Source organism: Microbacterium sp. MPKO10, assembly GCF_026107415.2.
GTDB lineage: Bacteria > Actinomycetota > Actinomycetes > Actinomycetales > Microbacteriaceae > Paramicrobacterium.
In genome coordinates, this window is sequence record NZ_JAPCHX010000004.1 from 404,763 (window position 1) to 428,754 (window position 23,992).

Consider the following 23,992-nt stretch of genomic DNA (forward strand, 5'->3'; position numbering starts at 1 on the left):
GGTGCGGTTGCTCATACGTTCTCCTCAACAGCCAGTTTGGGGTGCGCGAGCTGCGTCAACTCGCGCGTGGTGGTGCCGGCAGCATCCTGAATCTCAGCGGACGTCACAGCACCACACTGCAGGCCGCGCAGCACAAAGCGGGCCAGGGCGCGGGCGGTGGCGGGTTCGTCCATGATGCCCGCGTCGGCGTGGTGCAGATAGTTGTCGAGACGGGATGCCGCCGCGGCGAAGCCCTCGCGATAGAACGCATAGCTGGCGATGAACCGCGTGGGCAGTTGCGCCGCGTGCAGATCCCAGCCCTGATAGAAGCCGCGCTCGAGTGAGCGGCGCACCAGCCGGGCGTGCAGCCGCCACGCGCTCAGCACGGCCGCGGGCTCGCCCACTGGGATGATGTTCGTCGAGCCATCGCTCAGTCGCACGCCCGTCTCGGCGACGGCGACCTGCATGACCTGTTTGGCGTAGTCGGCGGCGGGGTGCTCCATCGACTGGTGTTCGGCGGCGATCTGCAGCGCTGCGCTGTAGTCGTAGGTGCCGTAGTGCAGCGATGTGATGCGGCCCTGCGCCCGGTGCAGCAGCTGCGCGACCGGCACTGTACCGTCGGCGGCGAGGATCAGCTGCGGCGTCTCCATCTGCACCTCGAAGCGCAGGCGCCCGGCGTCAAGCCCCAGCGCGCCCTCGAGCCGCTCGCAGACCTCGACCATGGCGGTGACCTGGTCGATGGTCGTCACCTTCGGCAGCGTCAGCACGAGGCCGTCGGGCAGCGGGCTGGCCTGCGCGAGCGTGGTCACGAAGCGGTCGAGCGTCGCGAGTCCACGGTGCCGCGTCGCCGCCTCAAGACACTTGAACCGGATGCCGATGAACGGCGGCGCCTGCCCGGCGCTCACCGCGGCGGCGACGTTCGCGGCGGCTGCCTCGGCGGCAGCATCCTCAGCGGCGTCTCCGCGGTCGCCGAAGCCGTCCTCGAAGTCGATGCGCAGATCTTCGATGGGCTCGGCGGCGAGCTTGGCGTCGACGAGCGGCGCGATCTGCGCGGTCAGGTCGTCGTCGAGGCCGAGGTCGGCACAGAGGGCGGCGGTTCCTCCTGCGGCGGCGACGGCGGTCGCAGCATCCGCGCCCCACTGAGCGGGAAGCTCGGGGGTGTACCGGTCGCCCGGAACGTACACGGTGTGGATCGGCTGCCTGCTGCCGTCATCCCCGGGGTACGCGGTCTCGAGCAGGCGGTCCGTGGGCGCGAGATGCGCGTCGGCCCGGGCAATGTCGTCGGCCGTGAGCGACAACCCCGCGGGCACTCCGCCCTGCGGTGCCTCGCCGCGCGAAGGATCGATTCCGGATGCTACCATCAGCGCACCAGCTTGTAGGCCGGGGTCGTCAGGAAGTCCTCGTAGTCCTCGGAGAGGCAGATGTCGCGGATGAGCGTGCTCGCCGGCTCGTAGAACTGCGTGAACGCCTCGGCGTCGACCTCGCAGCGGAGCCGGTCGGTCTCTTCGCCGAGCAGCCGTGTCACAAGTTCTGGCGTCGCCTCGTTTCCGGTATCGGCGTAGCGCACGCGGTTGTGCAGCTGCTGCCACACCTGCGAGCGCGAGATCTCCGCGGTCGCGGCATCCTCCATCAGATTATGGATCGCCACGGCGCCATTGCCCGAGAGCCACACAGCCGTGTAGGCGACGGCCACGTAGAGGTTGAGCCGCAGCCCCTCCTCCGTCACCTCGCCTGGCGTCGATGCCACATCGAGCAGGTCGGCGGCGGTGACGTTCACATCGGGGCGCTGCCTGTCGATCTGGTTCGGCCGCTCGCCCAGTACTGCGTCGAACTCTTCGCGGCAGATCGGCACCAGATCGGGGTGCGCCACCCACGATCCGTCGAAGCCGTCCTTCGCCTCGCGGGACTTGTCGTCGCGCACCTTCGCGATCGCGGCCTCGGTCACCTCGGGGTCGCGGCGGTTCGGAATGAACGCCGCCATGCCGCCCATCGCGAAGGCGCCACGCTTGTGGCAGGTCTGCACGAGCAGCTCGGTGTAGGCGCGCATGAACGGCGCCGTCATCGCCACACTCGCGCGGTCGGGTATCACGAAATCGCTCCCGGCGTCACGGAAGTATTTGATGATGCTGAACAGGTAGTCCCAGCGCCCGGCATTCAGCCCCGAGGCGTGGTCGCGCAGTTCGTAGAGGATCTCGTCCATCTCGAACGCGGCGGGAATCGTCTCGATCAGCACGGTCGCGCGCACGGTGCCGTGCGGGATCCCCAGCTCGGCCTCGGCGAACGTGAACACGTCGTTCCACAGCCGCGCCTCAAGGTGGCTCTCCATCTTCGGCAGGTAGTAGAAGGGCCCCTGGCCGGATGCTGCCAGATACTCCGCATTGTGAAAGAAGTGCAGCCCGAAGTCGATCAGCGCGCCGACCGCGTCAGAACCGTCGACGTCGAAGTTGTCGTCGTTCATGTGCCAGCCGCGCGGGCGCACGACCACGACGGCGAGCGGCTCGTCGTCGCGCAGCGTGTACTGCTTGCCCTCGGGTGAGGTGAAGGCCAGGATGCCGCGAGCGGCGTCCTTGAGGTTGAGCTGCGAGTCGATCACATTGAGCCAGTGTGGGGTGCTGGCATCTTCGAGGTCGGCGAGCCAGACCTTGGCGCCAGAGTTGAGTGCGTTGATCGCCATCTTCGCGGGCGTTGCCGGCCCGGTGATCTCGACTCGGCGGTCACGAAGCGCTTCGGGGGCCGCGGCGACGGTCCAGTCGCCGGCCCGCACGTCGGCGGTCTCGGGCAGGAAGTCGAGTTTGCCGGTGCGTGCGACCTCTTCGCGGCGCGTGCGGCGGGCGGCCACGAGCTCGTCGCGCCGGGCTGCGAACTCGGTGTGCAGCTTCTCGACGAAGGCGAGTGCGTCGTCGGTGAGAATCTCGTCTCCGCGCGGCGCGGTTTCGGAATTTTTCGCTGTCAGTGACACGGGCCTCTACTCCTTGTGTGATTCTGCTGCTGTGACGATGGCTTCCGCGACGTCTGCCGCGACGAGCGGATCGAAGACGCTCGGAATGATGTAGCTCGCGTTCAATTCGTCCCCCTCGACGCGGTCGGCGATCGCCTGTGCGGCTGCGACCAGCATAGGTGCCGTGATGTCCGACACGCCCGCATCGAGCAAACCCCGGAACACCCCGGGGAACGCGAGAACGTTGTTGATCTGGTTGGGGAAGTCACTGCGTCCGGTCGCGACGACGGCGGCCGTGCGCGCGGCGACGACCGGGTCGATCTCGGGCACCGGGTTCGCCATCGCGAAGACGATCGCGTCGTCAGCCATGGCCGCGATGTCGTCTCCGGTCAGGATGTCCGGTGCGCTCACGCCGATGAATACGTCGCTTCCGGCAACAGCTTCTGCGAGGCTGCCTGAGAATCCGTCTGGGTTCGTCGTCTCGGCGAGCTGCCTCCGGTGCGGGTCCTCGTACGTCTCGCCCTCGTGAATCGCCCCACGGCTGCCGCACGCGATGATGTTGCGGGCGCCTTGTGCCTGCAGCAGCTGCACGATCGCGTTCCCGGCCGCCCCAACGCCCGAGACGACGATGCGCACGTCCTCGATCTTCTTGCCCACGACCCGCAGCGCGTTGGTCAGGGCGGCAAGTGTCACGATTGCTGTGCCGTGCTGGTCGTCGTGGAACACGGGGATGTCGAGTTCTTCGCGCAGCCGTGCCTCGATCTCGAAGCAGCGCGGTGCCGCGATGTCTTCGAGGTTCACTCCCCCGTACACGGGCGCGACAGCCTTCACGACCTGGATGATCTCCTCGGTGTCTTGCGTGTCGAGGCAGACGGGCCACGCGTCCACGCCGGCGAACTGCTTGAACAGCGCTGCCTTGCCCTCCATCACCGGCAGGGCGGCGGCGGGCCCGATGTTCCCGAGGCCCAGCACGGCCGATCCGTCTGTGACGACGGCGATGGTGTTGCGCTTCACGGTGAGCGCGCGGGCGTCAGCGGGGTTCTCGGCGATCGCCATGCAGACGCGGGCGACACCCGGTGTGTAGGCGCGCGAGAGGTCGTCGCGGTTGCGGATCGGCTCGCGCGGCACGACTTCGAGTTTGCCGCCGAGGTGCATCAGGAAGGTGCGGTCGCTCATCTTGCGCACGTCAACGCCGTCCAACTCGTTCAAAGCGCCCCGCACTTCGTCGGCGTGCTCGGTTCCCGACGTGTTGCAGGTCAGGTCGACGACCATGCCTGAGTGGTGCGATTCCACGACATCCAGTCCGGTGACGACAGCGCCGACGCGCGCGGCAGCCGCCGCAAGCTCGCTGGTGGCGGTGTAGTTCGCGGGAGCGTCAAGGCGCAAGGTGATCGAATTCCCGGGACCGGGGTTCGCCATGGGGTCCTCCTCTATGAGGGTCTGCTCGAAAGCTCATCGATTCTTTTCGTATTATGGATAATAATATTTGCTAGATGGAATCACAAGTCCACGCGACACGACAGGGGTCCGGATGCTGTCTCACACCGCAACACTCCGGCCCACCCATTGCGCGCACGACAGATTTCTCGCATGATGGAATGAAACATTCACGGAAGAGGGAGCAGATGCCGACCAAGCAAGCGAAACCGTCCGGAGGCGTGCAGTCTGTCGAGCGCGTGTTCGAACTTCTCGAACTCATCACAGATGCCGGGGGCGAAGTGACGCTCAGTGAACTGTCGTCATCGACCGACCTCCCCCTCCCCACGATTCACCGCCTGCTGCGCACGCTGGTCTCGCTTGGCTATGCCCGCCAGCTGCCCAACCGCCGCTACGCTCTCGGGCCCCGCCTGATCCGCCTCGGCGAAGGCGCCAACAAGCAGCTCGGCGCCCTCGCACGCCCGCAACTCGCGTCGCTCGTGGCCGACCTCGGCGAGAGCGCCAACATGGCTGTGCTCGACGGCGACATGGTTGTCTACATCGCACAGGTGCAGTCAAAGCACTCGATGCGCATGTTCACCGAGGTGGGCCGCCGCGCCCACACGCACGACACGGGCGTCGGCAAGGCAATGCTCGCGGAGCTGCCGGAGGAGCGCGTGCGCGGAATCGTCGAGCGCGCGGGTATGCCCACACCCACCGAGAACAGCATTGGTACGGTCGACGACCTTCTGGCCGAACTCGAGCGCATCCGAGAACGCGGGTACTCCATTGACGAGGGCGAGCAGGAGCTCGGGGTTCGTTGCTATGCCATGACGGTTCCGGATGCTCCGACGCCCACGGCGATCTCGGTGTCTGGCCCCAACAGTCGTGTCGACGAAGCGTTCGCCGCACGTGCGATTCCGCTGCTCACGGAAGCCGCGCAGACGATCTCCGACAATCTCACGCTCGCGTGAGTCGCGTCGCCGTCGTCACGGGCGCGGCCTCGGGCATCGGTCGGGCCTCCGCTCGCGCGCTGCTCGACGCCGGCTTCTGTGTCGCGCTCGTCGGTCGTCGCGAGCAGCCGCTCGTTGAGACAGCATCCGGAACCCCGAACGCACTGGTCATCCCGGCCGATGTCACCGATCCTGTGCAGGTCGACACCGTCTTCGAGCGCACCGTCGCCGCGTGGGGTCGGGTCGACGTGCTGTTCAACAATGCGGGGGTCTTCCCGGCGTCCGCTGCCGTCGACGACCTTGATCTCGACGAATGGAACCGCGCCCTCTCGGTCAACCTCACGGCAGTGATGCTGTGCAGTGCGGCGGCCGTGCGCACGATGAAGGCGCAGTCGCCGCAGGGCGGTCGCATCGTCAACAACGGGTCGATTTCGGCGCAGACGCCGCGCCCGCTCTCCCCCGCCTATACGGCGACGAAACACGCGGTCACCGGGCTGACGAAGTCCATCGATCTCGACGGCCGCCCCTTCGGCATCACGTGCGGGCAGATCGACATCGGCAATGCGGCCACCGACCTCACGCGCTCCATCGGTCTCTCAGACGGAGCACTTCAGCCGAATGGCGAGCGCATCGTCGAGCCGAGCTTTTCGGTTCAGGATGCTGCCAGGGCAGTCCTGCTCATGGCCGAACTGCCGCCGAACGCCACGGTGAACTCCCTCACCATCACAGCATCCGGAATGCCGTACATCGGCCGCGGCTGACGCCCGAAACGCCCCAGCGCGCTCAGACGAAGACGGCGCCCTGGTGCATCGCCTCACCGGAGAGCCGCCCGCGCGCCAGATCGCCGTTGACCACGTCGACGCAATCGACAGGCAATGGCATCTCGTCGTCTGCGCTCGTGAGACGTTGATGAACGGCCCACTCCCACACGTGGGCCCAGCGCCAAATCTGGGAGTCGCCGATATCGCCATACGGGGCGGGGAAGTCCGCACGCCGACGGCCTAAAGACCAGAGACGCACCGTCTCACGACTGACGTTCAGTCGACGAGCGATCTCACTCGTACTCACCAAATCTGGATCTATCCTCACCACGGTGACATTGATCGCGTCGAGGTCCTGGGTCAACTGCCGAACCGCCTCCGTGGCGGTCGAGCCTTGCACAGAGGCATCGATCGTCATAACGCCGAAGGTCTCTCCGACGACGGTCACATAGCTGAGTGCGTCCAGGTGGGCGTTTTGGACAGAGCTCTCGAGGTCAAAACCCTCGATGACCGCAATGATGCCGTAGATGTTCATTACCCCCCCCTCCCCAATGTTGTCATATGCCAACATATTTGTCACCAGTGATTTCGATTCGGTGCGCAACCGTGATGGCATCGTCTCGCGCGCTGCCACGTCTTCTTTGCCGTGTTGAGGCCGGTACTCGCAATGCTGATTCGACAGCCAGAAACGCCGCGTTCGGAGCACATAAGAATTCCAGCCGGATGGGCCCGTGATCCGGACTCGCGATACGTCCATCCGAATTCTTTCAGTAGAACGTCAATACACTTCCGCGCATCACGATCCCTCGGCAACCCGCCCACAGTCTCTCCGTCTCCCTCCGCAACATCGCGAAAAGACACTACTCAGACACACCGACAGCCGAGCCAGTTATCCACAAGCGGTCACGCCTCACGTCACTGGATCACGCCACATGTGACTCTCAGGGAATCCGCTCGCAAGAGCGCATCGTCGAGCCGAGCTTTTCGGTTCAGGATGCTGCCCGGGCAGTCCTGCTGATGGCCGAACTGCCGCCGAACGCCACGGTGAACTCCCTCAGCATCACAGCATCCGGAATGCCGTACATCGGCCGCGGCTTACGCCGCAGCGGCCTGGCTTCTCCCACCTGATCTGGGTGACGACGCGGCCGCGGGCGCGGCACGCGTCCTCTACGGTTCCGGTTCCGTCCGTGACGGTCCGGACGCGTCGGAGTCCGACAGGGGCACATTGTCGCCGGCGGGGTCGACGAGCACGACCTCATTGTCGTCAGCATCCACGATCTTGCCGTCGACGCAGCGATCTCCATCTTCCAGACACTCGATCACCTGAATTGGAATCTGCCGCGTCGGAGCCGCGCCGAACACCGACTGGTTCTTGGAGTTGCCCACGGTGAACACGTTGAACAACAGGTTCAGCAGCAGGGCCATCACCGCAGCCGAGCTGATGCCCGAGTCGAAGATCACCTGGAACCACGCAGGGAAGTTGCTGTAGAAGTCTTCGTTCACAACGGGGAGCACACCAAACGTGATCGCCGTCGCGACGATGATCAGGTTCATGTTGTTTTTGTAGCTGACTTTCGACAGCGTACGGATGCCGCTGGCGGTGACCGTTCCGAACAGCACGATCCCTGCGCCGCCGAGCACCGGCATCGGAATCGCGGCGACGAGTCGCCCGAGCACCGGAAGCAGACCCAGCAGCACCATGATCACGCCACCCGCGGCGACAGCCCAGCGGCTCTTGATCTTGGTGACGGCGACCAGACCGACGTTCTGTGCGAAGGCGCTCTGCGTGAACGAGTTGAACACGGGCGAGACCGCACTCGAGAGCATGTCGGCGCGCAACCCTGCGGCGATTCGCTTCGAGTCCACCTTCGATCCGGTGATCTCGGCGACGGCGATCAGGTCGGCCGTCGTCTCGGTCATGATCACGAGAATCACGATGAACATCGAGAAGATCGCCGCGGGTTCGAAGACGGGCAGGCCGAAGTGGAACGGGTTGGGGAACGCGACGATGGCGCCGTCAAAGACGCCGTCGAACGAAACCTTGCCCATGAGCGCGCCGACACCGGTCCCAAGCACGAGCGCGATCAAGATGGACAGGCGCGAAATCGTGGCGTTGCCCACTTTGCTCAGGAGCATGATGATCGCGAGGGTGATACCCGCAAGCGCCACGTTGCTCGGGTCGGCGAAGTCGGGAGCGTCTGGATCATTTCCCACGATCCAGCCGGCCGCCACGGGAACGAGAGTGAGCCCGATGGTCGTGATGATGATGCCGGTCACGAGCGGCGGGAAGAACCGGACGATCTGCGCGAAGAACGGCGCGATCACCAGGCCGATGATCGACGCGACGAGCACGGCACCGAAGACCGCTTGAATTCCGCTGCCTTGATTGAGGATCGACAGCATGGTGGCGACAGCGGCGAACGAGACTCCCTGAACCAGCGGGAGCTTCGAGCCGAAGAACGGTATGCCGACGGTCTGAAGCACCGTGGCGAGACCACCGATAAAGAGGCAGGATGCCAGCAGCACGGCGATCTCGCCGCCAGTCATTCCGGCGGCACCGCCGATGATGATCGGCACGGCGATGATGCCGCCATACATGGTGAGAACGTGCTGCAGCCCATAGGCGAACGCGCTTCCGACCGGCATCCGCTCGTCTTCGGGGCGCTGCGGGTCAATGGGGCGCTTTGTACGTGTGCGTTGTGCTCGAGACATGTGGACCTCCTCGTCCAGATGCGGGGATACGTTCGACCAGGAGTTTCGATCGAACCCACGGCTTGGTGTCGATGATCGACTGGGTTGTTTTTAATGATTAAAGAAATGAATCGGGTGCACGAATCGGCGCTCGCCTGGCGGCGGCGAGACGTGCGGTCAGTGTGCAGTTGTGAGTGAGCCGAGATGGCCCCGGAGCGGACTCCGGGGCCCACGGATCAGCAGAAGCCGGCGATGCCCTCCCAGGCCTTCTCGTTGAGCGGCGCGCCGTCGCGGAGGACGGTCGCCTCGATCAGGCCATACGGGCGGTCGGCCGCGTAGAAGACCTCGTTGGGGTTGTCGAGGCCGAACGGCGAGAGGTCGACGACGAAGTGGTGCTTGTTGGGCATCGAGAACTTCAGCTCGTCGATCTCGGGGTGGGCGTTGATCACTTTCTCGCCCATCTGGAAGAGCGTCTGCTGCAGTGCCGTCGAGTGCTTCTCGGCGAACCCTTCGAGCAGCAGTGCTTTGACGCTCTCGTACGTCGCATTCCAGTCGACGTCTGTGGTGTTGTACCGCCAGCGTGCGGCAACGTCGGTGGCGAGGATCCGATCGGTGGCCTCCGCCAGGGTCGTGTACTTGTCTTTCTCGTACCCGACGAACTCGCTGCCCGTCGACTTCAGCACGGTGAGGCTGTGCAGTCCGCCGATGACGGTGCGGTTATCCCCGTCACCCACAACGACGGCCGTGCGCATCTCGGTGCCGTTGCGCACGAACGAATGATCGTGCTCGGCTCCTCCGACAAGAATGCGATCCCACTGAGACTGCTCGGCCTCCCAGCGTCCGCCATCGACCCAGCTCCAGCCGCCGATGAAGTGGTCGGCCAGCCCGAGCAGAAACTGCTCGGGTGAGTCGATGCCCTCTTTGGCAAAGGCGAAGACCGTGTTCTTCTGCGTGTCGGTGGGCAGGCAGTGGGCGTTATTCCCCGTGCTGTGCACCTCTTCGAAGTCACCACGCAGCTGGCTGGTGACGTTGAGATCCTTGATCTCGTGGCGGTCGGTGTCGCGCTTGACGCGGACGACGTGGACCTCGGCTTTTCCGTACTGGTTCTTTCCGAGAATGGCGTTGCTCATCTCAGCTCCCTCGATATGTTGAATAGGCGAACGGACTGAGCAGAAGCGGCACGTGATAGTGCTCCTGCTCACTGTCGACGCTGAACGTCAACGAGACCTCCGGGAAGAAGGTGTCCTGGGAGATGCCGGCGAAGTAGGCGCCCGTGTCGAATCGCAGCCGGTAGGTGCCGGAGTCGAGTCGCGCGGGGCCAAGGTCTTTCACCCGCCCGTCAGCATCGGTGAAGCCCGTGGCTACCTGGCCCCAAGTCTCGCCGTTCTGGGCTTCGAGAACGACAGAGACCCCGGTGGCCGGTTGCCCGACCATCGTGTCCAGAATGTGGGTGGTCACGTGCGAGACGCTCATGCGCTCACTACTCCTTCTAATCTCAGCGTCGCGATCTCGCGCAGCTGGTGGTCGACGATCGCCCGCTCCTCCTCGGGGGTATGCCCGAGTCTGGCATTCAGTGCGGCGAGGATCTCTTCGGAGCTGCGCCCGGCAGCGCGGATGAGGAAGACACGGTCGAATTTCGCTTCGTAGACGCGGTTGCCTTCGACGAGGGCGTCCGCGATCTCCTGTGAAGAGTCGAGACCCGCCTGCTCAGAGCGAGACAGGGATGCTTCGGTGCTCTGCCCCGACGCGCGCTCACCGATGCGTGGGTGGTGCGAGAGCGCCCGCTCCAGCTCCGCGTCAGTGAAGGGCGACGCGGCTTCGGCGGCGAACGCGGTCAGCTCCTGACGGCTTGCAAATGGGCGCGCATCGATGATCGCACTGACCCATCGCTCAATGTCGAGACAGGGGCGCAGAACGTCAGCGGCCTCCTCATCGGGAAGCTGGTTGAACTGCTCGAGTTGCATCGTTGATCCTCTGGCGAATAATTCCGTAGTTTGAAATATCTATTTCATTTTCATTTATACAAGCCTGAAGCCCCGGCTCTGTCAAGGACAGGCCGGAGTGTCGTTAGGCGTCGATCCCGAGTTCCTGGCGCAATGCGGCAACGTGTCCCTCGGCGCTGACGTTGTACTCGGCACGCGAGACGACGCCTGCCTTGTCGACGACGATCGTCGAGCGCAGGACGCCGACCATCGCGGTTCCGTTGATCACCTTCTCGCCCCAGGCACCGTACTCCTTCGAAACCGACGCACCGGCGTCCGAGAGAAGCGGAAACACCAGGTCGTGGTTCTTGGCGAAGGAGGCGATGGCCTCCACCGGGTCGGCCGAAATGCCGATGACCTCGTAACCGGCACCGCGCAGAGACGCCAGGTTGTCGCGGAAGTCACACGCTTCCGTCGTGCATCCAGGCGTCTCGGCCTTCGGATAGAAGTACACGACAACGTCGCGTCCGCGAAGCTGACTCAGCGTTACGTCCTCCCCCTGCGCATTGGGCAGAGTGAAGTCGGGCGCGGTGTCACCTACGGTGAGTTGTTTCGTCATTGACATCTCCTTTATGCGTCAGCGAACGCAGTCTTATGTTGAGGGCGCCGACACGTTGAACGCCTCGGCGAGCTCGGCGATCTTGCGTGCGCGCCCCAGTCGGGGCAGGTCGCTTCCGTCACGGATGACGCAGCCGCGTGCCTCGAAGTCGGCGAGGAACCCGTTGGCCCAGCCAACATCGGTCGGCGTGGGGCTGATGACCTCGTTGATCACGGGGACCTGTTCGACGTCCAGGCACAGCTTGCCGGTCATCCCCATGCTCACCGTCGTACCCGACTGCTCACGCAACACGGGGTGGCTCGAGCCGACAGTCGGTCCGTCGATGGGTCCGGGCAGGTTGCCGCAGCGGCTGGCGACGACAAGTTTGGCACGCGGGTAGGCCATGGCCTCGCGGTCGGCAGACATCCCGGTGTCGCGACGGAAGTCACCGCTGCCGAAGGCGAGGCGGAACGCGCCCTCGGCACGTGCAATGTCCGTCGCGGTTTCGATGCCGATCGCCGATTCAACCAGCGCGATCACAGGCAGGCGCTCACCGAGGTGCTGAAAAGTGTCTTCGACCTGACGCGGCGTCTCCGTCTTGGCGAGCATGATGCCCTGTAGCCCGGGGACGTCGCGCAACGCGGCAAGGTCGTCACCCCAGAACTCGGTTGAGGCATCGTTCACGCGCACCCACGCCTCGCCGCCGCCGCTCAGCCAGTCGACAACGGCTTCGCGGGCTTCTGGCTTGCGTGAGGGGTCAACGGCGTCTTCGATGTCGAGGATGATTCCGTCGGCGGCGCTGGCATCAGCATCACTGAATACTTCGGGCTTGGTGGCGGGAACGAGCAGCCATGATCGCGCCAGCTTGGCCGGCACGGTGCGCGTCCGGCGCGATGGCGCCGCCTGCGTGCTCGCACGACTCGTGCTGACTGAGTCAACCTGAGAACTCATCCTTGAACCCACCTCGCTACTTCCACAATGTGAAAGCTTATTATTGCTTACTGAAAAGATTAGGATGCCGCGGGGTCAAAGTCAATCGCGCGAACCAGGTTCGCGCGAAAGGATGCTGTGCCGCCGCGTTCCTCCCTATAAAGGGTACGACGAGGCGTTCACGCTGCGGGCGGGAGGCACTCAGCTCTCACCGGATTCTGCAGGCGGGTATCCATACACGTTTTAATGACAGTTACTGTCATAAAGAGGTAGACTGAGGCCATGCCTCGCACGCAACTCCCCCAGTCGACCCTCGTGGAAATCTCCCGCAGGTGCGCCCTGCACGTGGCCGACCCGAACAGCACACCCGACACGAAGTCGCTTGTTGCAGCATCCGGTCTGTCTGAGCGCACCTTCTTCCGCTACTTCCCCACCAAGGCCGACTGCGTGCGCCCCCTGCTCGACGAGGGAAACCACCAGTTCGTCGACGGTGTGGCACGGCGCATCGAGGCCAGCAGCAGCGCGAGCCTGCTCGAGATGGTTGCGGACGCATTCGTGGAGTCGTTCGAAAGCGCAGGCGTGGGCGAGGATCTCTCGCTTCTGCGAGCGATCCTGTCGGTCCCCGAATTCCACCGCGTGTGGCTGTTCACCAACGACCAGATCACCGAGCGGCTCAGAGCGATCATCGCCGTGCCGCTCGATCTGCCCGCAGACTCACTCGCTGTCCACGTCGCTGCGGCGCAAGCCACGCTACTGGCGACCACGGCGCTTCATCACATGGCAGAGCATTCGCTGGATGTTGCGACAGCCTCGCGTCTTGCCGCCGATGCGCTGTCGATCAACCCGCTCGGTCAACCGATCGGGCAGCAGAAAACACCACAGTAAGAAGGAGACATCATGGATCTCACTGGGAAAGTCATTTTCGTCTCGGGCGGAGCACGCGGACTCGGAGAAGCCTACTCACGCGGCATTGTCGCGGCAGGCGGTCGGGTCGCCATCGGTGACCTTCTGGACGACGACGGCCGCGCCGTCGCCGCAGACCTCGGCGACGATGCGCACTTCGTGCATCTCGACGTCACCGACACCGCATCGTGGGAGGCCGCGATCGCCGAGGCCGAGGAGCACTTCGGCCGCCTCGACGGGCTCGTGAATAACGCGGGCGTCTCGGCCTCGGGCACGACGGTCGCGGATGAGCCACTCGAGACCTTCCAGAAGATCATCCAGATCAACCTGGTCGGCGTGCACACGGGTATGCACTTCGCCATTCCCGCGCTGCGTCGCGCCGGTGGCGGTTCGATCGTGAACATCTCGTCTGCAGCGGGTCTCATCGGTCTGGCGATGACGAGCGGATACGGTGCGGCGAAGTGGGGCGTGCGCGGCCTCTCCAAAGTGGCTGCCGTCGAGCTCGGTCGCGAGAAGATCCGCGTCAACTCGGTACACCCGGGCATGGTCCTCACACCGATGACGGAGTCGATCGGCATCACGACCGACGAGGGCGCGTTCCCGAACAACCCGTTCCAGCGCGTGGGGTCACCCGACGAGCTCGTCGGTGCCGTGCTCTACCTGCTATCGGATGCCTCGTCGTACACGACCGGCGCAGAGATCGCTGTCGACGGTGGCTGGACGGCCGGTCCGTCGATCGAGTACGTCATGGGTCAGTAACCACAGACGCGCAGTCAGTCATCACGCGACGAGCAGTGTGGCGACGGCATCCGTGTCATGAACCGTCGTCACGCTGCTCACCGTATTTCCACTCGCACGCTCGCCCGACAGATCCTTCATCCCCAGCTGCGCGATCACAATTGTTGCAAGGCACAGCAGGACGGCGACCATGCAGCCTGCGGCGACCACGAGTGTCTGTGACTTCGTCAAGATGCTTTCCCCTGTTCTCTCGTGAGCGGTTCACAATGCTGTTCCACTTAAGAGAGGGCGAAAGCCTCAACTTATGACGCGACTTTTCGCGGCGAAATAGGTTCCCAGCGATCGGCCGGAGAGAACACCAGGCGGATGCCGCGGATGCACCCTCTCGAGTCGGCGATCAGCCACCGGGAACGAGCCGCCGAGCCAGTCATCCTGCACACACGAAAAACGCCTTGGAGCAGTGCTCCAAGGCGTTTTCACAATGTCGGGGTGGCGGGATTCGAACCCACGACCTCCTCGTCCCGAACGAGGCGCGCTACCAAGCTGCGCCACACCCCGATTGGCGTCAAAGCCTCAATCATCTTAGCCGATAAAGAGGGGTGCTCGTGACACCGGGCGGCATATCCCCGTGACATCGAGCCCCGCGAGGCAGTCGCACTGGGGCTTCATTCGCTCCGTCGGTCGCTGCCCACCAGCTCGAGGGCGCCCTCGAGTTCGGCGCGCTTGCGCCGCGCAGCATCGCTGACAGCATCCGGAGGCGAAGCCGTCACGCGCTCGGTGAGCTCTTCAGCTGCCTGGGCCAACTCGGATGCTGTGACCACACCGCCCGGCTCACCCAGATGTTCGCGCATCGCCGCCGCCGACGCCGGGCTCAGCCCGCCATCGATGACCGCGAGCGAGATCGCGTGCCACCACGGAACGTCGATCACGATATCGAGCGACTCCGCCTCGACGACGCTGCACGCGTCGATTACCCGCTCGGATTCTTCGATCATCTCCCCCACCCGTGCCAACTGCTCGGCATCGCTCTGCGTGACGCCGACAAGTTCGCACGCATCGTCTCCGTCACGCGCCGCGTTCTCGGCCGCCGCAATTGCAATCACGGCGTCGGCCGCGCGGCGCAGCTGCCCCGCCTGCCACAGCAGCTGGTTAACGGCGTCGTCGGGCATCTGCTGCACGAGTTCGGAGACGCTGCCCACGGCCGTCCTGCGCCGCACACCACCCGGGCTCCCGAGGCCAGCCACGGCGGACGCCTCTGCCTGCGCATACACACGAGACACCTTGTGGGCTGCGCTCTCAAGCCGACTGAAGAGTTCCATGCCGAGATAATATCGAACACATCTTCGTAGAACAAGTATTCGACCTCAGGTTTAACCTCACGCTCTGACCCGGGTCAACTAGCATGGAGCGACAGCGAGCGAAGCGAGGAGCCGATGTCCGCACAAACCGATCCCGCCTTCAGAATCCTGGCGTTCAGCACTGACGGCGAGGCAGAGGCACGGCTCCGCTCCGCATTGCGCGACCGCATTGACGCAGCATCCCTCCCCGCGCAGGTCGTCGCCGAGAAGGGTGTCGTCACGGCCGCCGTCGACCTCATCATCGGCATGAGCGCCGCCGACGTGGATCGCGCCGCACGCTTCCTCCCTGAGGGCGCCACTGTTGCCTTCACCGTTGCCGATCTGGCCGACGCGCTCTCACCCACCGCGGGCATCGATGCGCGGTGGCTGGTCACCGATGTCAGGCCCGTCTCGAATGGCGAGCCGCCCACGGTCGGCAGACTCACGGATGCCGTCGCCCGCGCCCGCCGCAACGCTCCACGGCCCGGTGGGGACAGCCTCGGCGAGCGCGATCTCGGCGAAACGTTGGATCGGATCGTCGACGGGCTCTGCCGCTGAACGACACGGGGTGCTGGCGTCACCACACGCCGCCTATGCGCTCGCGAGCTTAGAATCCGCAATTGCGATAGCTCCCCACCGTCCTCCGGGACTGGTGGGGTTTTTCGACCGGTGCTGCCACCGTTCGCGCGAGTTGAGGGCCATCGCACCGAGGCGTGAACAATTCCAGACCCGCGAGGCTGAACGCTGCCTCACGATGCTCTGAATACCTCTTTCCCACCGCGGCGCAGAGACGTAGAGTCCGGACTATGGGCGTACACAGTGCGAGCGATTCCATCCAGACGCCGCCGGCCGGGGACCTCGACGCGGTCGACCTGTGGTGGCGCGCGGCGAACTACCTCAGCGCGGGCCAGATCTACCTGCAGAGCAATCCGCTGCTGCGGCATCCACTCGAGACAAACGACATCAAGCCGCGCCTTCTCGGGCACTGGGGAACGGCACCCGGCCTCAACCTCGTCTACGCCCATCTGAACCGCATCATCGTCCAGCGCCAGCTCGAGATGATCTACGTCTGCGGGCCCGGCCACGGCGGCGCCGCCATGATGGCGAACGCCTGGCTCGACGGCACCTACAGCGAACTCGAACCGAACGTCGGCCTCGACACCGACGGCCTCGAAACGCTGCTGCGGCAATTCTCGTACCCCGGCGGCATCCCCTCGCACGCGGCCCCCGAGGTTCCGGGGTCCATCAACGAGGGCGGCGAGCTCGGCTACTCCCTCATGCACGCCTACGGCGCAGTGCTCGACAATCCCAGCCTGACTGCGGCCTGCGTCATCGGAGACGGCGAAGCAGAAACGGGGCCGCTGGCAGCATCCTGGCGCGCCCATACGTTTATCGACCCGGCGAAAGACGGTGCGGTCCTGCCGATCCTGCACCTCAACGGGTACAAGATCGCCAGCCCCACTCCCCTGGCGCGCATCCCGCGCGACGAGCTCATTTCGTTCTTTCACGGGCAGGGATACAGCCCGCTGTTCATCGATGGCGTGGCGGAGTCACCGCACGAGGTGCATCCGCACATGGCGCAGACGCTCGATCTCGCTCTCGACCGCATCGCCGAGATCCAGGCCGAGGCACGCAGTGGCGAAGCCCCGACCCGTGAGCGCCGCTGGCCGATCATCATTCTGCGCACGCCCAAGGGCTCGACGGGCCCGAGCACAGTCGATGGCCAGCAGGTCGAGGGCACCTACCGCTCGCACCAGGTGCCGCTGCCCGAGGTGCGCGAGAACGCTGAGCATCGCGCCCAGCTCGAACAGTGGCTGCAGTCGTACGGGCCGGACGAGCTCTTCACCGACACGGGCGCGCCCAGCCCGCGCCTCGACGCGCTGCGCCCCACCGGCGACCTGCGCATGAGCGCCTCGCCGCACACCATCGGCGGCATCACGGCACCGCTCAAGCTCCCCACGTTGACGCCGTTCGCCGTCGAGGCCACGCACGACCCGGTCGGCACGGCGGGCGCCACCGGCACGTTCGCCCCGTGGCTCACCGAGCTGATCCGGCAGAATCCCGACAGCATCCGCCTGTTCGGGCCCGACGAAGTCGAGTCCAACCGTCTGAGCGACGTCTTCACCGCCACCAACCGCAGCTGGGCCGCCCGCATCCACGACACCGACACGCATCTGGCGCCGCACGGGCAGGTGATCGAGGCGCTCAGCGAGCACCTCATGCAGGGGATGCTCGAGGGCTACCTCCTCACCGGGCGCCACGGGCTGCTCACCTCGTATGAGGCGTTCACGCACATCGTCGACTCGATGTTCAACCAGCACGCCAAGTGGCTCGAGGCCTCGCGCGGCATCACCTGGCGCGCCCCGATCGCGTCGCTCAACTACCTGCTCTCGTCGCACGTGTGGCGGCAGGATCACAATGGCTTCTCGCACCAGGATCCGGGTTTTCTCAACGTCGTCGTCAACAAGAAGCCCGAGATCGTCCGCGTCTATCTGCCGCCCGACGCCAACACGCTCGTCGTCACGATGCGGCATGTGTTCGGCACGCACGGTCGCGTCAACGTGGTGGTGGCTGGCAAGCAGCCGCAGCCGGCGTGGCTCAGCCTCGATGAGGCGACCGAGCATGTGCGCGCGGGGCTCTCCATCTGGCCGTGGGCCGGGCACGAGCCGACGCTCGACATCGACGACCCCGGCAGTTCAACACCGGATGCTGTCATCGCGTGCTCCGGCGATGTTCCCACCGTCGAGGCGGTGGCCGCCGCCCAGCTGGTGCACGAGCGTTTTCCGCAGCTGACCGTGCGGCTGATCAACGTCACCGACCTCATGCGGCTGCACGAGCCCGAGCGTCATGCGCACGGCCTCCCCCATGACGAGTACGACGCGCTCTTCACCCGGGACCGCCCGGTGATCTTCGCGTTCCACGGCTACCCGTCGCTCATCCACCAGCTCACCTACAAGCGGGCGAACCACGCGCACCTGCACGTGCACGGGTTCGCAGAGCGCGGCACCACGACGACACCGTTCGACATGGTCAGCCTCAACGACCTTGACCGCTACGAGCTCGCCAGCGACGTCATGGGGCGCATCACCGACATGCCCGATCCGGATGCTGCCGAGGCAGCCATCCGCGACTGGCAGTCAGCGCGCGCCGAGGCCCGCGACTACGCGTACGCGCACGGCGAGGACCCGCCCCACATCACGAACTGGCAGTTCCGCCGCCGTTAGGACGGGAAACAGAGTGCATACCGGTCGGTGCGCACCGGAACATCGCCGCATTCCTCATCGAGTGTGCTGGCGAACGCTTCGAGCCCGTCCTCTGACAGGTCCCAGTTCTGGCGCAGTTCAGGAGTTCCGTTCCATTCCGGCACATCGTTCAGCGCGGCATGGGCACCCGCGAGCACGATGATCGATACTGTGGGTCCCCATTCCGTCACGATCACGTCAAGGTTTGCTTCGGCCACCTCCGCGGCAATGACGCGCTGATCGGCGAGCGCTTCGCCAAATCGAGACTGATCGGCGATGCGCAAGTGCCCCCACGTCTGTGCGCCGAGCGTGATGACAATTACCGAGGCAACCGCTCCGGCCGCGAAGCGAGAACGTGCTCCCCACGGGCGAGTCCTCCATTGCTCGCCGAGCGCACGAATCGCGGCGGCCACGATAATGGGCACGAAGATATACATTGCCATAGCGGCGTACCGCGGCCAGTTCGGTGTCTGCGTCGAGGTCAGCCACCATCCGCACCAGATCACGAAGCCCACGACGGCTGACAGCGCATATGCCGTCAGCTCACGATAATTGGAACCCGCATCGCTTCCTTCCGGAAATTCTTGCACCGGGCGTCGCAGCACAGCTATGCAAACAGCGGCAAGAATGGCGGTGAAGAACAGTATGGTGAGCCAAGTCGGCGAGAACCAACCATTGCCTAATGCCGCAAGCTTCTTCATCGGGGCCACGGGGTCAATGTTCTGTCCGCCTGAGCGGAAAAACCAGTAGAACTCCCTCAAGTTCGTCCAATATGTCTCGGGCCCCAGAGCGACGAGCTTCCACAACTCATATAAAGCGTTCGGAATCACGGCGACCAGAGCGCACAGCACCACTCGTAGGAGGCGTCTGATAACGCCGTCGTCCGCGAGCAAGTAGATAGCCAGCGCTATCGGAAGGGCTGCCAGCGCCCCAAGAAGCTTGGTCTGCATGGCGAGTCCGATGAGCAGTCCGGCAAGCCATGGCTTCTTGCGGAGCACCACGAACGCCCACACGAGAAGGGCGGCTGCCGGCACCTCCCCGAGAATGTCCACTGGCGATTGGATCGCAGAACCCGAATTCCAGGTGTTCCATCCCAGCGGCACGCACACGACGGCGAGCGCCGCCCACCGGCCGCCCAGTCGGTCTCCGAGACGCCACAATCCAACAACCAGAGCCGCATAGAACGCCATAATGACGAGGCGCCCGCCGATCACGGGGTCCGCGCCCAACGCGATCACCGCCGCGATCGGCAACAGCACAACCGGTCCGGTCGAAATGCGCGGATCGAACGGCGTCAGCTGGCTTCCGCTCAACGTTCCATCGCTGGTGTAACCAAGACCATTCACCAAGTTGATCGGCACAGTGAGGTTGAACGCCTCGTCTTCCCAGAGCCGCATGAAGAAGGTACCCTGCAAGACAATCCACAGCTGTGCGGCTGCGACGAGGGCGACAGCGACCCAGAACACAACTGTCATCACGCGACGCCAGCTGCTGATGGTCATGACGAGAACGCTCCCCCGCGCCGGGCCGGCGCACCGGGGCGCAGACTCACGGCCCAGACCTCACGCGCGGCGGCTGCGATGAACGCGCGCAGTCGTTTGGGCGGCAGAACCGGTGTCGACCGTTGCGGCCCCCACATCGTTCCGTGCGCAGAATCACCACGTCGAGGGATGCTCCTGACGCGGGCGTATGCAACGCGCATCCGGCTGCGCTTCTCTGCCAGTGAGAAATGCACATGGGGAACGCGTGCGTCCCGAGGCACGAGCTCGAGAAGAAAACGGAGCGCTTCGGGACGGTAAATGCGCAGAGGCGTATTCACGTCAGGCACACGAGACCCAACAACAAGCGCCACTGCTAAGCCCACCAACGCAGTGATCGCTTTTCGATACCACGGGTCAGTACGGCCATGGCGCACGCCGTGAAGAACGTCGACGCCGCGCTGTTCATGAGCGTCAAGCAGTCGTGGAAAATCTGAGGCGAGAAACTGACCGTCCCCATCGACGTGCAGAATCACATCGGGGTTCAGCTCGAGCCCTGCTCTGTACGCGGCGAGTGCTGTGGGGCCGTGACCTTGGTTGCGCACCGAGGTGATGCCGATCAATTCCGGCATGTCCTTGCCCAAGCGTGTCAGCACGTCAGCGGTCTGGTCCGTTGACCGGTCATTGACCACGACGACGGAGAGCCGCTCGACGACGGGAGAGACGTACGAAACGATCTCGGTGAGAAAACCGTCGAGCCCGTCTGCTTCGTTGTACGCCGGCATGACGATGGCAACGTGTCTGCGCGGCACGAACTCCCCTTGTAATCAATGTGTACGGATAGTAGTAGCGTAGTCGAGCCATGACACAACACTCGCGCCTCCGCCGTCTGATTGGGCTGAGCTCCCGATTTTTGACGATAGGGGCCATCTCGACCCTGATCGAGATCGCGGCGTTCAACATTCTCTTCTACGGGCTGCACGTCGACGGTGTCTGGGCGAAGATTTTCGCGTCGCTGATCGCGCTCGTGAACGCATACTTCGGCAATCGCGAGTGGACGTTCAAGAACCGCGGCAAGCACAGCCGTGCGCTCGAGGTCGCTCTCTTCATCATCGTCAACGGCATCTGCACGCTGCTGGGCGCCGGCATCGTCGGCGCCGGGCTGTGGGCGTTCCCCGATTCCGGCCCCGTTGTGGTGAACATCATCAACCTTTTCAGCATCGGCGTCGTCGTCGCGCTGCGCTTCCTGCTGTACCACTACGTGGTGTTCCGTGGCGACCGCCCCAGCCGAACAGCCATGGCCGAGCCAGAGACCGACAACTCCTAATTCGCCCGGCGACCGTTCTTCACCTGACGGCCCAGACCGGCGTATTCCCACCCGGCGTCTGCCCAGGCATCGGCATCCAAGCAATTGCGCGCGTCGACGACGATCGGAGTGCGCACAACACGGTGGACCGTCGCGGGGTCGAGGTCTTTGTACTCCGGCCATTCCGTGACCACGACGACGGCGTCCGCATCGGCGAGCGCCTCCTCCGTCGACCCGTACACGAGTTGAGGATGCAGCTGTCGCGCGTTCTTCATCGCCTGCGGGTCTGTGGCGACAACGTTCGCGCCGAGCCCGTTCAGCCGCACAGCGACATCCAGGGCGGGCGAGTCCCTCACGTCGTCGCTGTTCGGTTTGAACGCGAGCCCGAGAACGGCGACCTTCTTCTGGAAGACGCTGCCACCCAGCTCCTCGGTGACCAGCTCAACCACTCGCTCACGGCGGCGCAGGTTGATCGCGTCAACCTCCTTCAAGAACGCGACCGACTCTCCGCGACCCAGCTCTTCCGCACGCGCGGTGAACGCACGAATGTCCTTCGGAAGGCAACCGCCCCCGAAGCCGACGCCGGCGTTCAAGAACTTCCGGCCGATCCGCTTGTCGTATCCGATCGCGTCTGCGAGCTTCGTGACGTCTGCACCGGTGACCTCCGCGATCTCCGCCATCGCGTTGATGAACGAGATCTTTGTGGCGAGGAATGCGTTCGCCGACACTTTCACGAGCTCCGCCGTGGCGAAGTCGGTAACGATCACCGGGCTGCCCGCCTCGATCGCCGTGGCGTACACCTCGTTCAGTTTCTCCACGGCGTACTCGTCGCCATCCGTGACACCGTAGACGAGGCGGTCCGGTTCAATCGTGTCTTTCACCGCGAAGCCCTCGCGCAGAAACTCCGGGTTCCACACAAGATGCGCGCCGCGAGCCTCAACGGCCTCACGGAACCTCTCGGCCGTGCCCACGGGGACCGTCGACTTGCCGACAACGAGGTCGCCCTCGGTCACTTGCGGCAGCACATCAGAGAACGCACGGTCGACAAAAGACATATCCGCACTCGAGCTCCCGGCGCTCTGCGGTGTCCCCACGGCAATGAAATGCACTTCAGCCTCCCGCGCGTCTGCCATCTCGGTGCTGAATCTGAGTCGGCGCGCGTCAATACCGGTCACCAATGATTCGGGAAGGTCAGGTTCGAAAATCGGCGATCGCCCCCGAGAGAGTGCGTTGACTTTCGCCGTGTCAACGTCGATTCCCACCACGTCGTGTCCGACCGAGGCAAGCGAGGCGGCGTGCACAGACCCGAGGTAGCCACAACCGATGACTGAGATCTTCATAATGACCTCAGCGTAACGGGAGGTTTCTGCAGAGTCGCCGTGGACTCTTCACCACGGCGATTCGATATCCACCGGTGCTTCGCGATGAAGCTCGATCAGTCCCTCAACCAAGAGCGTGTCCACGGCCCGCTGCGTCACCTCACATGTGTCGGCGACGCCCGGCCGCCGTGCGCCGCCAAATCAACCGCTGTCCTCAGCACCGACATCCGAGAAAAAGACAGAACGAGGCTCAGCGGCAATGCGAGCAGTAGATGCCCTCGCCCAAAATCCCGTGTTAATACATCAACAACGTTCGTGAGCCTTCCTCAGATACAGATCGTCGAGTTCTAAACGCGTTTGTACAGCGCGAAACCAGATCAACGATCGTTTACTCTCCAGCCTCAAAAACTCCAGGCGAGAATTTCCGCGAGCGTAATGGGCGCCGAGGGCAGAGCGTATGCGACGCCAAAATCGAACCTGCGCGTGCTCAGAGTCTGCGGCTGACTTCTTCGACTCTGAAGCAGATGAACTGGGCGCTCGGAAAAGTGCCCGCGCTGATGATTCCCTTCCTCATACCGTTTCCAGTGACTTCTCGAGCACCTTCGCATTTGGCACAAGCGGACTTGGCCGCAGCGCTTTCGACCGCACCTAGAGTTTTCGCACAAGACATTCGATGCTCCAACTGTTTGCGTTCCCTCACCTTTTGCCTTTGCGCGTTGCTGATGAGACTGCATGCGCGCAGCTACCTGAAAATTCCTTGTAAAGATCGCCTCGTGAAAACGTCAGACTCCCTCCAGTGAAATTTGTGGCCAATTCGGGGGAACATCTTTATAAAGTTCTGTTCGCTCATGAAAAACTCACGAATCTGAAGCGAGCACGCCCCCAGATTCCTGCAGGTAGCACGTACCGCACAGAGACTCATAGGTGACGGCTTGACCGTCGATTGCCACCTGGTCGCCATCAAAGATGAAGCGGTCACCGACGCGTCGGCCGTTGAACAGTGCCTTGCGGCCGCAGCGGCAGATCGTCTTCAGCTCTTCGAGCGAGTGCGCCACCTCGAGGAGCCGGCGACTGCCGGGGAAAGCGCGCGTGCGGAAGTCTGTGCGGATTCCATAGGCGAGGACCGGGATGTCTTCGAGCAGGGCGATTCGCAGCATCCCGTCGACTTGTTCTTCGGTCAGAAACTGCGCTTCGTCGAGCAGGAGGCAGCTCACGTCTTTGTTCGCGCGCTCGATGTACTCAGCGCGGATCGACTGAAACTGCGCATACGTGTCGTCGTCCGGCGTGATCAGATAGTCGACTTCGCGCGTGACCCCGAGTCGGCTTTCAATGTGCCGGTCGCCCTTGGTATCGACAGCCGGCTTGGACAGCAGCACATGCTGACCGCGTTCTTCGTAGTTGAACGCTGCTTGCAGAAGCGCCGTGCTCTTGCCGGAGTTCATTGCTCCGTAGCGGAAGTACAGTTTGGCCACAGAACGAGT

24 protein-coding genes and 1 tRNA gene are annotated in these 23,992 nt (G+C 64.2%); 7 read left to right on the forward strand and 18 right to left on the reverse strand.

Translation table 11 applies throughout. The features are described 5' to 3' along the window. Positions 1-11: 11 nt before the first annotated feature. Genes OK352_RS10090 through OK352_RS10100 form a run of 3 tightly spaced genes read right to left on the reverse strand, consistent with a single transcriptional unit; the run spans position 12 to position 4,336 of the window. The gene (locus OK352_RS10090) at positions 12-1,340 is read right to left on the reverse strand and encodes a DUF6986 family protein (RefSeq protein WP_265141346.1); all 1,329 of its coding nucleotides are present in this window, start codon (positions 1,338-1,340) and stop codon (positions 12-14) included. Beyond that, on the reverse strand, positions 1,340-2,938 hold the full coding sequence (gene aceB / locus OK352_RS10095; RefSeq protein ID WP_265141347.1) for a malate synthase A: 1,599 nt from the start codon (positions 2,936-2,938) through the stop codon (positions 1,340-1,342). The genes OK352_RS10090 and aceB overlap by 1 nt, the downstream gene beginning before the upstream one ends. A 6-nt stretch (positions 2,939-2,944) precedes the next feature. Continuing rightward, on the reverse strand, positions 2,945-4,336 hold the full coding sequence (locus OK352_RS10100) for an NAD(P)-dependent malic enzyme (RefSeq protein ID WP_265141348.1): 1,392 nt from the start codon (positions 4,334-4,336) through the stop codon (positions 2,945-2,947). Positions 4,337-4,542: 206 nt separating this feature from the next. On the opposite strand from OK352_RS10100, the gene OK352_RS10105 reads away from it, so the two are divergent. Together OK352_RS10105 and OK352_RS10110 are read left to right on the forward strand one after the other, a co-directional pair. Then, positions 4,543-5,307, forward strand: coding sequence for an IclR family transcriptional regulator (locus OK352_RS10105; RefSeq protein WP_265141349.1), 765 nt, complete (start codon positions 4,543-4,545; stop codon positions 5,305-5,307). Then, complete coding sequence (locus OK352_RS10110; protein ID WP_265141350.1) at positions 5,304-6,047, forward strand: SDR family oxidoreductase; 744 nt, start codon at positions 5,304-5,306, stop codon at positions 6,045-6,047. The genes OK352_RS10105 and OK352_RS10110 overlap by 4 nt, the downstream gene beginning before the upstream one ends. A gap of 22 nt (positions 6,048-6,069) precedes the next feature. Here the strand turns inward: OK352_RS10110 and OK352_RS10115 are convergent, their stop codons facing one another. From OK352_RS10115 to OK352_RS10150, 8 genes are all read right to left on the reverse strand, one after another. Then, complete coding sequence (locus OK352_RS10115) at positions 6,070-6,582, reverse strand: helix-turn-helix domain-containing protein (RefSeq protein ID WP_265141351.1); 513 nt, start codon at positions 6,580-6,582, stop codon at positions 6,070-6,072. A gap of 454 nt (positions 6,583-7,036) precedes the next feature. Continuing rightward, positions 7,037-7,171 carry a hypothetical protein gene (locus OK352_RS10120; protein WP_265141352.1) on the reverse strand — a complete coding sequence of 45 codons (135 nt, stop codon included), beginning with the start codon at positions 7,169-7,171 and terminating at the stop codon, positions 7,037-7,039. Between the two features lie 43 nt (positions 7,172-7,214). Continuing rightward, positions 7,215-8,759 (reverse strand): nucleobase:cation symporter-2 family protein, encoded by a 1,545-nt coding sequence (locus OK352_RS10125; protein ID WP_265141353.1) that lies wholly within the window; start codon positions 8,757-8,759, stop codon positions 7,215-7,217. Positions 8,760-8,974: 215 nt separating this feature from the next. Next, the gene (pucL, locus tag OK352_RS10130) at positions 8,975-9,868 is read right to left on the reverse strand and encodes a factor-independent urate hydroxylase (protein WP_265141354.1); all 894 of its coding nucleotides are present in this window, start codon (positions 9,866-9,868) and stop codon (positions 8,975-8,977) included. A gap of 1 nt (position 9,869) precedes the next feature. Continuing rightward, entirely contained in the window at positions 9,870-10,211 is a 342-nt protein-coding gene (gene uraH / locus OK352_RS10135) for a hydroxyisourate hydrolase (protein WP_265141355.1), read from the reverse strand. Beyond that, positions 10,208-10,702 carry a 2-oxo-4-hydroxy-4-carboxy-5-ureidoimidazoline decarboxylase gene (gene uraD, locus OK352_RS10140; protein ID WP_265141356.1) on the reverse strand — a complete coding sequence of 165 codons (495 nt, stop codon included), beginning with the start codon at positions 10,700-10,702 and terminating at the stop codon, positions 10,208-10,210. The genes uraH and uraD overlap by 4 nt, the downstream gene beginning before the upstream one ends. Positions 10,703-10,805: 103 nt before the next feature. Further along, positions 10,806-11,279 carry a thioredoxin-dependent thiol peroxidase gene (gene bcp / locus OK352_RS10145; protein WP_265141357.1) on the reverse strand — a complete coding sequence of 158 codons (474 nt, stop codon included), beginning with the start codon at positions 11,277-11,279 and terminating at the stop codon, positions 10,806-10,808. 33 nt (positions 11,280-11,312) lie between these two features. Beyond that, positions 11,313-12,209, reverse strand: a complete 897-nt coding sequence (locus OK352_RS10150) for an HpcH/HpaI aldolase/citrate lyase family protein (protein ID WP_265141358.1) — start codon at positions 12,207-12,209, stop codon at positions 11,313-11,315. A 261-nt stretch (positions 12,210-12,470) separates the two neighbouring features. Here OK352_RS10150 and OK352_RS10155 point away from each other — a divergent pair, with 261 nt between their 5' ends. Then, positions 12,471-13,073: a TetR/AcrR family transcriptional regulator gene (locus tag OK352_RS10155; protein WP_265141359.1), complete on the forward strand. Its 603-nt coding sequence runs from the start codon at positions 12,471-12,473 to the stop codon at positions 13,071-13,073. A gap of 12 nt (positions 13,074-13,085) precedes the next feature. Then, complete coding sequence (locus OK352_RS10160; RefSeq protein ID WP_265141360.1) at positions 13,086-13,850, forward strand: SDR family oxidoreductase; 765 nt, start codon at positions 13,086-13,088, stop codon at positions 13,848-13,850. Between the two features lie 21 nt (positions 13,851-13,871). Here the strand turns inward: OK352_RS10160 and OK352_RS10165 are convergent, their stop codons facing one another. The 3 genes from OK352_RS10165 to OK352_RS10175 form a co-directional block, all read right to left on the reverse strand. After that, entirely contained in the window at positions 13,872-14,060 is a 189-nt protein-coding gene (locus tag OK352_RS10165; RefSeq protein WP_265141361.1) for a hypothetical protein, read from the reverse strand. A 253-nt stretch (positions 14,061-14,313) separates the two neighbouring features. After that, positions 14,314-14,387, reverse strand: a tRNA-Pro gene (locus tag OK352_RS10170). A gap of 107 nt (positions 14,388-14,494) precedes the next feature. Next, positions 14,495-15,148, reverse strand: a complete 654-nt coding sequence (locus OK352_RS10175; RefSeq protein WP_265141362.1) for a hypothetical protein — start codon at positions 15,146-15,148, stop codon at positions 14,495-14,497. A 114-nt stretch (positions 15,149-15,262) separates the two neighbouring features. Between OK352_RS10175 and OK352_RS10180 the strand changes: the two genes are divergently transcribed. Beyond that, positions 15,263-15,724 (forward strand): hypothetical protein, encoded by a 462-nt coding sequence (locus OK352_RS10180; protein ID WP_265141363.1) that lies wholly within the window; start codon positions 15,263-15,265, stop codon positions 15,722-15,724. 248 nt (positions 15,725-15,972) lie between these two features. Next, entirely contained in the window at positions 15,973-18,390 is a 2,418-nt protein-coding gene (locus tag OK352_RS10185; RefSeq protein WP_265141364.1) for a phosphoketolase family protein, read from the forward strand. Here the strand turns inward: OK352_RS10185 and OK352_RS10190 are convergent. Further along, positions 18,387-19,910 carry a glycosyltransferase family 39 protein gene (locus OK352_RS10190; protein ID WP_265141365.1) on the reverse strand — a complete coding sequence of 508 codons (1,524 nt, stop codon included), beginning with the start codon at positions 19,908-19,910 and terminating at the stop codon, positions 18,387-18,389. The two genes, OK352_RS10185 and OK352_RS10190, sit on opposite strands and share 4 nt — an antisense overlap. Then, positions 19,907-20,698 (reverse strand): glycosyltransferase family 2 protein, encoded by a 792-nt coding sequence (locus tag OK352_RS10195; RefSeq protein WP_265141366.1) that lies wholly within the window; start codon positions 20,696-20,698, stop codon positions 19,907-19,909. The genes OK352_RS10190 and OK352_RS10195 overlap by 4 nt, the downstream gene beginning before the upstream one ends. A 50-nt stretch (positions 20,699-20,748) precedes the next feature. Between OK352_RS10195 and OK352_RS10200 the strand changes: the two genes are divergently transcribed. After that, positions 20,749-21,213, forward strand: coding sequence for a GtrA family protein (locus OK352_RS10200; RefSeq protein ID WP_265141367.1), 465 nt, complete (start codon positions 20,749-20,751; stop codon positions 21,211-21,213). Here OK352_RS10200 and OK352_RS10205 read toward each other — a convergent pair. After that, positions 21,210-22,532, reverse strand: a complete 1,323-nt coding sequence (locus tag OK352_RS10205) for a UDP-glucose dehydrogenase family protein (protein ID WP_265141368.1) — start codon at positions 22,530-22,532, stop codon at positions 21,210-21,212. The two genes, OK352_RS10200 and OK352_RS10205, sit on opposite strands and share 4 nt — an antisense overlap. 836 nt (positions 22,533-23,368) lie before the next feature. Next, complete coding sequence (locus tag OK352_RS10210) at positions 23,369-23,983, reverse strand: thymidine kinase (RefSeq protein WP_265141369.1); 615 nt, start codon at positions 23,981-23,983, stop codon at positions 23,369-23,371. Between the last annotated feature and the right edge of the window lie 9 nt (positions 23,984-23,992).

What these genes read in the sequence shown, in the direction of transcription:
- uraH (WP_265141355.1), bottom strand. Translation starts at nt 10,211, where the DNA reads ATGAGCGTCTCGCACGTGACCACCCACATTCTGGACACGATGGTCGGG.
- bcp (WP_265141357.1), bottom strand. Translation starts at nt 11,279, where the DNA reads ATGACGAAACAACTCACCGTAGGTGACACCGCGCCCGACTTCACTCTG.
- OK352_RS10200 (WP_265141367.1), top strand. Translation starts at nt 20,749, where the DNA reads ATGACACAACACTCGCGCCTCCGCCGTCTGATTGGGCTGAGCTCCCGA.
- OK352_RS10190 (WP_265141365.1), bottom strand. Translation starts at nt 19,910, where the DNA reads ATGACCATCAGCAGCTGGCGTCGCGTGATGACAGTTGTGTTCTGGGTC.
- OK352_RS10160 (WP_265141360.1), top strand. Translation starts at nt 13,086, where the DNA reads ATGGATCTCACTGGGAAAGTCATTTTCGTCTCGGGCGGAGCACGCGGA.
- OK352_RS10105 (WP_265141349.1), top strand. Translation starts at nt 4,543, where the DNA reads ATGCCGACCAAGCAAGCGAAACCGTCCGGAGGCGTGCAGTCTGTCGAG.
- pucL (WP_265141354.1), bottom strand. Translation starts at nt 9,868, where the DNA reads ATGAGCAACGCCATTCTCGGAAAGAACCAGTACGGAAAAGCCGAGGTC.
- OK352_RS10115 (WP_265141351.1), bottom strand. Translation starts at nt 6,582, where the DNA reads ATGAACATCTACGGCATCATTGCGGTCATCGAGGGTTTTGACCTCGAG.
- OK352_RS10185 (WP_265141364.1), top strand. Translation starts at nt 15,973, where the DNA reads ATGGGCGTACACAGTGCGAGCGATTCCATCCAGACGCCGCCGGCCGGG.
- OK352_RS10100 (WP_265141348.1), bottom strand. Translation starts at nt 4,336, where the DNA reads ATGGCGAACCCCGGTCCCGGGAATTCGATCACCTTGCGCCTTGACGCT.
- OK352_RS10150 (WP_265141358.1), bottom strand. Translation starts at nt 12,209, where the DNA reads ATGAGTTCTCAGGTTGACTCAGTCAGCACGAGTCGTGCGAGCACGCAG.
- OK352_RS10180 (WP_265141363.1), top strand. Translation starts at nt 15,263, where the DNA reads ATGTCCGCACAAACCGATCCCGCCTTCAGAATCCTGGCGTTCAGCACT.
- OK352_RS10175 (WP_265141362.1), bottom strand. Translation starts at nt 15,148, where the DNA reads ATGGAACTCTTCAGTCGGCTTGAGAGCGCAGCCCACAAGGTGTCTCGT.
- OK352_RS10205 (WP_265141368.1), bottom strand. Translation starts at nt 22,532, where the DNA reads ATGAAGATCTCAGTCATCGGTTGTGGCTACCTCGGGTCTGTGCACGCC.
- OK352_RS10090 (WP_265141346.1), bottom strand. Translation starts at nt 1,340, where the DNA reads ATGGTAGCATCCGGAATCGATCCTTCGCGCGGCGAGGCACCGCAGGGC.
- OK352_RS10155 (WP_265141359.1), top strand. Translation starts at nt 12,471, where the DNA reads ATGCCTCGCACGCAACTCCCCCAGTCGACCCTCGTGGAAATCTCCCGC.
- OK352_RS10125 (WP_265141353.1), bottom strand. Translation starts at nt 8,759, where the DNA reads ATGTCTCGAGCACAACGCACACGTACAAAGCGCCCCATTGACCCGCAG.
- uraD (WP_265141356.1), bottom strand. Translation starts at nt 10,702, where the DNA reads ATGCAACTCGAGCAGTTCAACCAGCTTCCCGATGAGGAGGCCGCTGAC.